Annotated in this window: 6 protein-coding genes; 2 read left to right on the top strand and 4 right to left on the bottom strand. The window is 60.8% G+C overall.

Features of this window, described 5'->3' with window-relative positions:
- Nucleotides 1-46: 46 nt before the first annotated feature.
- Nucleotides 47-1,822, bottom strand: a complete 1,776-nt coding sequence (gene aspS, locus VLU25_15640; protein HSR69368.1) for an aspartate--tRNA ligase — start codon at nt 1,820-1,822, stop codon at nt 47-49.
- 217 nt (nt 1,823-2,039) lie between these two features.
- Between aspS and VLU25_15635 the strand changes: the two genes are divergently transcribed.
- Together VLU25_15635 and VLU25_15630 are read left to right on the top strand one after the other, a co-directional pair.
- Nucleotides 2,040-3,557: a M48 family metalloprotease gene (locus VLU25_15635; GenBank protein ID HSR69367.1), complete on the top strand. Its 1,518-nt coding sequence runs from the start codon at nt 2,040-2,042 to the stop codon at nt 3,555-3,557.
- Between the two features lie 43 nt (nt 3,558-3,600).
- Nucleotides 3,601-4,581, top strand: a complete 981-nt coding sequence (locus VLU25_15630; protein ID HSR69366.1) for an NAD-dependent epimerase/dehydratase family protein — start codon at nt 3,601-3,603, stop codon at nt 4,579-4,581.
- A gap of 99 nt (nt 4,582-4,680) precedes the next feature.
- On the opposite strand, the gene VLU25_15625 is transcribed toward VLU25_15630, so the two are convergent.
- Genes VLU25_15625 through VLU25_15615 form a run of 3 tightly spaced genes read right to left on the bottom strand, consistent with a single transcriptional unit; the run spans nt 4,681 to nt 8,439 of the window.
- Nucleotides 4,681-6,117: a CHAD domain-containing protein gene (locus tag VLU25_15625; protein HSR69365.1), complete on the bottom strand. Its 1,437-nt coding sequence runs from the start codon at nt 6,115-6,117 to the stop codon at nt 4,681-4,683.
- The gene (locus VLU25_15620; protein HSR69364.1) at nt 6,114-7,304 is read right to left on the bottom strand and encodes a hypothetical protein; all 1,191 of its coding nucleotides are present in this window, start codon (nt 7,302-7,304) and stop codon (nt 6,114-6,116) included. Before VLU25_15620 ends, VLU25_15625 begins: the two co-directional genes overlap by 4 nt.
- On the bottom strand, nt 7,297-8,439 hold the full coding sequence (locus VLU25_15615; GenBank protein HSR69363.1) for a nucleotidyltransferase family protein: 1,143 nt from the start codon (nt 8,437-8,439) through the stop codon (nt 7,297-7,299). Before VLU25_15615 ends, VLU25_15620 begins: the two co-directional genes overlap by 8 nt.

Genomic DNA, 8,439 nt, shown 5'->3' with positions numbered 1-8,439 from the left:
AAAACGGCGGCCCTGGCTCAGAACTTATGACCGGCAGCACTGGGATCTATTCCTTGACCTGGATGTGCAGTTCATCGAGCTGCTTGGCATCCACTTGCGAGGGGGCCTGGCACATCAGGTCGACGCCGCGGGCGGTCTTGGGGAAAGCCATGACGTCGCGGATGGAAGTGGCGCCGGCCAGCAGCATCACGATGCGGTCCACCCCCATGGCGATGCCCCCCAGCGGGGGCGCGCCGTAGCGCAAGGCTTCGAGCAGGAAGCCGAAGCGGTCCTGAGCCTCCTGAGGACTGATCCCCAATGCGGTGAAGACCCGTTTCTGCACGTCTTCCTGGTGGATACGGATGGATCCGCCTCCGATCTCCAGGCCGTTGAGGACCACGTCGTAGGCCAGCGAGCGCACGGCGCCCGGATCGGACTCGATCTTGTCCAGGTCCTGAGGGGCGGGCGCCGTGAAGGGATGGTGCACCGAGTAGTAGCGCCGGGTCTCTTCGTCCCACTCGAAAAGCGGAAAATCGTAGACCCAAAGGAAATCCCAGCGGTCTTTCTCGACCAGATCGAGCTCTTGTCCAAGGTGCAGGCGCAGGGCCGCCAGCGAGTCGTGGACCACCTTGAAAGTCCCCGCCACCATGAGCACGATATCGCCCTCCTCGGCCCCGGCCTTGGCGCAGGCCGCCGAGAGTTCGGCTTCGGGAACCACCTTGGGCAGAGAGGACTTGAAGCCGCCCTCCTGCCGCTTGATCCAGGCCAGTCCCTTGGCGCCGTAACGGCCCACCACTTCGCCCAGCAGGTCGAGCTCCTTGCGCGAGTAGCCGGCCTTGCCGGACACCCGGATGCCCTTGACCATGCCTCCGCCCTCAAGGATCTTGCGGAAGACGTTGAAGGGCGTCTCGGCGAAAGCCTCCCCCACGTCGCTCAGCTCCAGCCCGAAACGGGTGTCGGGTCGGTCGGTGCCGAAGCGGTTCATGGCCTCGTCGTAGGTCATGCGCTTGAAGGGAATCCCGGGTTCGACGTCGATCACCTTGAAGATCTCCACCAGCATTTTCTCGACGACCCGATAAACCGTCTCCGGACGCGGGAAGGACATTTCGATGTCGATCTGGGTGAATTCCGGCTGGCGGTCGGCGCGCAGGTCCTCGTCGCGGAAGCACTTGACGATCTGAAAGTATTTGTCGAAGCCCGAGATCATGAGGATCTGCTTGAAGATCTGAGGCGACTGGGGAAGCGCGTAGAACTGTCCCGGATAGAGCCGGCTGGGCACCAGGTAGTCGCGTGCGCCCTCGGGCGTCGAGCGGGTCAAAATAGGGGTTTCGATCTCCAGGAAACCCATCGAATCCATCACCCGGCGGGTGGCCATGGTGGCCTGGTGACGCAGCTTCAGGTTGCGCTGCATGCTGCTGCGCCTGAGGTCGAGAAAGCGATAGCGCAGTCGGGTTTCTTCGACAGCCGAGGCGGCTTCAGTGATGGCGAAGGGAGGCGGTTCGCTGCCGTTGAGCACCCGCAGGTGAGAAATCTGGACCTCGACCATTCCGGTCTTGAGGGAGGGATTGATGACCTCCTCTCCGCGGCGCACCACCTTGCCCTCCACGGCCAGGACGAACTCGGAGCGCACTTTCTTGGCCTTCTCCAACACGCCCGGACGCCCCGGAGAGGCCACGCACTGCACCACGCCTTCGCGGTCACGCAAATCGAGGAAGATCAGATTGCCCAGATCGCGCCGGGTTTCCACCCATCCCATCAGGGTCACGGTGCGGTCGACAAAGCTCTCGTCCACCTCACCGCAATAGCACGTGCGTTCCCACTCTCCCAACTGATCCAACGCCATAGGGGCCTACTTCCTAATCTCAGCCTGTCCTTCCAAGACCTCAACCCGGGCCCAACGCCCAACCCAAAACGCCCAATTATAAGGCCAATCCCACCCTGCATCAACGCAGCCGCCGCAAGAGCTGCAGCACCTCCCCCCTCTGCGGCGATAGCCAACCGAATGAGGGTCAGCCTGAATTGGGCACGTTGTAGAATAGAGGAACGGAACGGAGTTCAATATGAGGAAGACGATGCTGTGGTTGACGGCGGCGCTGATGCTCTCGCCGGCCTGGGGGGTGTGCAAGGACCGGGAGGTCAAGGGATACATCACCCGGATTCATCCGGGACAGAACGCCTTCGAGATCTGGCGCAATCAGGTCGAGGTGCCTGAGGACGTGGAGTTCGAGGTCAAGGACAACGAGCGGGGCCTGCGCATCAGCCTGGAAGATCTGCGCCTGGGGATGCACGTCAAGGTGAAGGGAAAATTCGACGACAACAAGTACCGGCTGACGGCGCGCAAGATCACGGTCGATGCCGACCAGTTCGAGAACAACATCCAGCGCACTGCGGTCCTCTATCAGGACCTCCTCAATCTCGAGCCCGCCGGCTCGGGCTGGAACGGGTGGTTGCGTCTGGACGGACAGGCGATACGTATCACGCCCCAGACGGTAGTGTCGTTCCAACTCAACCGGGTGGAAAAAAAGCTGGCCAAGGAAGCCGAAAAAAAAGAGGACGACGACTTCGAGGACGAGGATTCCGAGGACTTCGAATTTCAGCCGCTGAGCTCGCTGGAGGACGTTCGCGCCGGAGACATCTGCGAGTACACGGGCCGGCGCAACGAGGACGGAACAGTCACGGCCACCCGCCTGGTCTTCCGCAAAAACGACCGGGAGAAGAACGAAGAGAAGCTTTTCAAGAAACTGGCTCTCTCCGAGAAGCCCTCCGACGAGGGAAAGCATGGACGCCTCCAGGTGGGAGGCTACAAGTTCAAGACCTACCCGGACCAGGCTGTGACCATTTACGTGCGCTATGTGGGCCAGCGCCTGGTGCCCGACTACCAGAACGAATTGCCCGCCGGAGATCCCCGCAAGATCGACTTCCGCTTCTACGTGGTGGACGGCGACAAGTATCCCAACGCCTTCGCCTTTCCCAACGGCGTCATCGGCATCAACACCGCCATGCTGCTGATGCTCGAGAACGAGGCCCAACTGGCGTTCGTGCTGGGACACGAGATCGCCCACGCCCTCAACGAGCACACCTACCGTCAGTTGATGTTTCACCGCAAGAAGCGCATGGCCATGAAGATCGGCGGCATCGCGGCCGCCGTCCTGGGCCAAAGGCAGGTGGCCAACACCTTGGTGCTGACTCAAGCGGCCATCACCAACGGCTATCAGCGCTTCCTGGAAGACCAGTCCGACCGCTACGGCCTGCGCTTCGCCGCCGACCGTGGATACGACCTGCATCAGTCGGTGCAGGTGTGGATCAACATGATGCGCAATTTCGGCGATTCGGGCAGCAACTTCTTCTGGTCCAGCCACAGCTCTCATTCCGAACGGATCAGCTACCTGCTGGTGGAGATCGGCAACAACTACCCACGCGAGGCCGCCGGAATCGACACAGAGCAGGAATTGGGAAGTGACCGCTACCAGACCCACACCGCAGCGCTGCGCCAAGACCCCCGCCTCAAGAAGCTGCGCAAGCGCATGGAGAAATACCGCGAAAAGTACGAGAAGGAAGAGGGGCAATTGCGCTACTGAGCCGCTTTGCCGCCGGTTCCGCATCCGATAAACTGCAGCAGGAATGAAGTACGCGGTTTTAGGCGCTTCGGGCGCCGTGGGAAAGGCTCTGGTACCCCTGCTGGCGGAGACGGGCCAATCGATCCGTGTGGTGGGGCGCTCGGCGGACAGCCTGAGGGAAACCTTCGGCGCCTTGCAGCCCCAGGTTGAAATCTGTGCGGCCGACATCGGTGAGTCCGAGGGGGCCGCCAAAGCCACCCGGAACGTCGATACGCTCTTCTACCTTGTGGGAGTTCCCTACCCCAAGTTCGAGCTGCATCCCGAGCTGACCCGGAGCTGCCTGCGGGCGGCCGAGGCGGCGGGAGTGCGGCGCTTCGTTCACGTCAGCACCGTCTATCCCTACGGACGACCGCAGACCAAGCGGGTAGACGAATCCCACCCCCGCAATCCCCAAACCTTCAAGGGGCGCATGCGCAAAGAGCAGGAAGACCTGGTCTTCGCCGCCGACGATCCCCAAGGCATGCGCACCACCATGGTGCGTCCGCCTGATTTCTACGGGCCCACATCGGAACTCAGCTATGTGCGAGCCATCTTCGATGCCGCCTTGGATGGCGGCAAAGCCAACGTGATCGGCCCCATCGACACCCCTCACGAGTTCATCTTCGTCCCCGACCTGGCCGCCGTCCTGCTGGCCCTGTCGGGCAAGGAAGAGGCCTACGGCCAGGCCTGGAACGTGGCAGGTCCTGGACTGATCACCACCCGCCGCTTCGCCGAGATGGTCTTCGAGGAAGTCGGACAGACCCCGCGCCTGCGTGCGGCCAACAAGCTGATGCTGCGCATCCTGGGCCTTTTCGACCCCTTCCTGCGCGAAGTCGTGGAGATGCACTACCTGTGGACGACTCCCGTGGCCCTCGACGACAGCCGCCTGCAGGAACTCCTCCCCGACCTGCAAAAGACCTCCTACCGGGACGGCATCAAGGCCACCGTCCGAGCTATGCGGGCTTCGCACCTCCCAACTCACAACGACCAACTCCCAACGGATTGACGGCTGCTTGCAACACTTGTGAGTCTTGAGTTGGATATTGGGCATTGGAAGTTCGACCGAATGCGGAGGTTCGACCACACTCGCGCCGCGCCGGGCTGATCAGCGCGTTAGCCACTGATCGATAGCGACGAGGACCTGCCTACGGCGATGCTTTTTCTCTATTTCCAGCTCAGCGGCGAGTCGAGTCGTCGCCCCAGAATCGTCACCTGGTTTCAGGATCGTCGTCTGGAATGCGAAGAGGTCGTTGAGTGCACCCAGTTCGTCCTGTAAGGACTTCAGAACGCGAAGGCAGTCGGTCGGCGGGCCTTCCCGCATCGGGGAGTCGAAAGTGTCCAGAAGATAGCGTAGCTTCTTAAACCTGATCCGCAGCTTGTGAAGCATGCGCGGTGAGAAAGCTGCCCGCACACGAAGGGCATCCTCTCTGGCCTTCTTGAGGTTGCTGTTGACGGCTCGGTCCACCGAATCTCGGAGGGAACCGTCCCAATCCATGGCCCTGATCTGGCCTCGCCAAGAGAGCAAGAAATCCGAGAGCCAGGCCGAGGATAAGGAGTCGCATAACCGACGGTGTAGCTCTCGCCGCTCTCGCTCAAGCTGCGCTACCCGGCGCTCGACAGCAGGCGGCCGACCTGATTGCAAGCCCCTCGACTCTAGCCAGACAAGTGACACATCGAGGTCGCGGACCTTGCCCGTGACCTCTCCAAGCCATCGCAAGTCCGATTTCAACTCGGACTTTGGAGGGGTTTTATGGGCCGGCTCGATCTGTGTCAGGACGACGCGGACCCGGCGAGTAATCACCCTCAGAGCGTGAAGAAAAACCGGGTCCAGATCGTCGCGTACTCCCTCCAGGTGCCGCAAAAAGGACGAAAGCAGAGACCGATGAGCTACCCTCAGAGCCTGCCACCCGGCTCGTTGAGCTTCCACCGCCAAGGGGAAAGCCACCGGCTCTTGTCCCAGAACCCGGATTGCCGAATCGACTTCACAGCAATGGGTTGCCGAAATCCCCTCCTGCTCCAGCCATCGCCGTAGCGCGCGAAGAGAGGCAGACTCCGCCTCTGCGGCGAATTGAAGTTGCATCGGCAATGCCTGCTCTTGGTCCAAGCCGGCAACACGCAGGGCGGGCTGGCTCAGCCTGAGATGGGTGCCTGTTGCCGGACAGAAAAAGAACTGGGTCCGGTATTTGACGGCAGTGACCGGCGCAATGTAACTGGCACCGATTTTGTTCCCCAAGGCGTTCTGCAAAGGCCCCCCTGGTAAATGGTGGGCGTAGACGGGTAGATGTCCGCTTGAAGAGGCACGGGCTGAGGACACGCTGTCGGGAGTGATGAGGCGAAGCAGGCACCGATCCGGTCCCGCGGATTCCAGGAAAAGAGTCGTCCGTTGGCGGTAGAGCTGCCAGTCGAAGGTATCTCCGTAGAGCCTCTCTGCAGTCTCTTGATCTCCTTGGACGAACCCCAGAGAAGCGAGCTTTTCCGTCACCTTCTTTTCTTCCCGACCGCCCCAACCGGGAAACATGAACTGGAGGTATGGAGCCTTCATGAGAACGAAAGTCCGTGCGGGAGAGAAACCCGGAAGGGCCAGCGGTCGACTTCCATTCCATGCTGAGCGAAGAGCGAGAAAGCCAAGCGCTCCAGCCCGAAGGCCAAGCAACAGGAATGGCATCGAAACGGCATGTCCGCGCCGATGGCGAATGCCTGGGCGAAATAATCGCGGTGAAAATTGAGCGAGGCTGCGGCGAGGGTGCGTCCTTCCTCAAACGGCAGTTGCAGCCGCAGCTCCTGTTTCAGCCCCAGATTAAGCTGATAGATTCTCATGACGGCCTGACGGTCGAGATAGAAGGAGTCGGTGGCAGTCTCAACGAAGCCCGTGAGGCCCCATCGCCGCGCCAGTTTGGCGGGCAGCCGGGAGAGCCGCTTGGAAAAGCCGGCTACTTGGCCTGGCTCTCCGATGACGAAAATCTCCCGCATGCGGAACTGACCCAGACGCTCCAAACCCTCTAGTTCGTCTTCGTTTCGCTGGCAGATCCCCGCGGCCGTTCCCACCAGCAGATTCTTCGGCAGTTTGCGCTTTCCTTTTAAAGAGCGCCAAAAATTGAGACATACGGCCGGTGCTTGGAGTCCGTCGACGGCGGCCGCCTGGGCCAGGATCTCGGGAACGGCGTGGTGGTTGCCCAGCCGGAGTTGTCGGCTCAACGCCTGGAAGGTTTCGGGGCTCCTAGCCAGCTTGGCGCTCGGAACCGCCTGATGTGGGTGATTCAGAAGGTAACCGGCATCCAGCGCGGCATCAAGAGGCAACGTGGAGGGGAACTCGAACGGCTGGGCTTGAAACTGCAAGGCCACGTTGAGCAGCGTGGAGTCGAGCCACTCTATGACCCCGAAGAAGGGGCCGCTGTAGCTGTAGGCGCCGGGGCTGTGAGACCGGACCCAACCCCTGTCGAGAAGCTCCGGCAGCGGATTCCGGTTGAAGACTCCAGATCCCTGAAAGCTGTCGATCAACTTCTTCTCGACGCGCCGGCAAGACTCGGCCATACGCGAGGCTAATCTCTCCACCCGCCTCTTGAGGTCGCTTTCGGGTGGACCGCCGAGGCAGAGTACGACTGACGGCGGATCGGCGGTGCACTTGGCGGAACGGATGTGCGGAGACAAGTGAACCAGCGTCCCCTCCAACTCCCTGACACAGGCCTCTGGGAAGGGTTGCGCCAATTCCACAACGAGTTCTTCAGCCATTACTCGGGCCTTCGTCCTCGACCTCTCGAAATAAGCTCGCGCGCTGGGTGGAAGCCAAGCGCTCGCGCATGTCTCCGCTCCACTTCCGTGTCGTGCGGGCAGAACCGCCAGCACTGCCCAGCCACTCCGCATCGGCCTCCCCAGAAATTCCGATCTGGCTCGTCAACGAAGAAGAGAAGATCGAATCGAGATGAGACGTGACCCAGGCCAATGGCTTGGCAATGTCCAGTTCCTTAAGCTTGATGCGAAAACTCTCGCTGGTCAGCTCATCCTGATATTGGTGAAAAAAGCGGTACATGTCTCCGAACTTGACGAGGTTGACGTCCTGCTCCAAGGACACCCACGTTTCAATCCAGGCCTCCCTGAAAAGATGCAGGGCGATGAAGATGAAATGGTCGTCAGTGGCCAAGACAGGAAGGCATCGGCCCTGCAAGCCTGGAACCTCGATAAACGTCCTGCGGGCCAGGGCGGGCTCCACAGGAACCGAATACTCACAGCGGTGCCATGTAAAGCTGCAGGCGACATCCACGTTGACGCAGGGCAGGATGTCGTCATCCACTCCCAATACTTGAGGCGGGAGGTGGTCAGGATTGAGCTCATAAGCCAGCAACTCGCGACGAGAAAGACGATGGATGTCACCGCTCTGCCATTCCAGGTATCCGGGCTCGAAACCCAGTTTAGCAAGCAGCTTGGAGACTGCCTTCCGGTCCTCGGGATCGATCATGAAATCAATGTCCCACATGCCGCGTAGTCCTCTATCGCCATAGACTATGCTCTCCAGGGCCAGGCCTTTGGTGGAAGCCACCGGCAACCCATTCTCCTCAAAGGCCTCAAGCACACGCGCAGCCACTCCCCTGAAGACTTTGAGGCGGTGTTGATTGACCCGCAGCGTCTCGCTCATCAACTCGCCCACGAAGCGGGGGACCTTCTCCACGGCGGACTGGGAGAGAACCGCATGTGCCAGCATCGGAAGAACCTTGTGGCGAACAGCGCTTTCGAGAAGTTGGCCCCAGGAGAAATCTTCAGCATCGAGCCATTGGTGAAAGCCCCGATAGTCTCCTTTTCTCAGCTCTCCGGAGCACAGTCGCTCCAAGATTTCCATGTCGATGCGGCGTTGTCGCATGATCAGAATCAA

The organism is Acidobacteriota bacterium, assembly GCA_035471785.1.
In the GTDB taxonomy this organism is placed as follows: domain Bacteria; phylum Acidobacteriota; class UBA6911; order RPQK01; family DATIPO01; genus JANQFM01.
The sequence above is the reverse complement of the archived record's forward strand: the minus strand, read 5'-3'. Positions and strand labels throughout refer to the sequence as shown.

Coding starts and splice junctions, on each gene's coding strand:
- aspS (HSR69368.1), bottom strand. CDS start 1,822: ATGGCGTTGGATCAGTTGGGAGAGTGGGAACGCACGTGCTATTGCGGT.
- VLU25_15620 (HSR69364.1), bottom strand. CDS start 7,304: ATGGCTGAAGAACTCGTTGTGGAATTGGCGCAACCCTTCCCAGAGGCC.
- VLU25_15625 (HSR69365.1), bottom strand. CDS start 6,117: ATGAAGGCTCCATACCTCCAGTTCATGTTTCCCGGTTGGGGCGGTCGG.
- VLU25_15630 (HSR69366.1), top strand. CDS start 3,601: ATGAAGTACGCGGTTTTAGGCGCTTCGGGCGCCGTGGGAAAGGCTCTG.
- VLU25_15635 (HSR69367.1), top strand. CDS start 2,040: ATGAGGAAGACGATGCTGTGGTTGACGGCGGCGCTGATGCTCTCGCCG.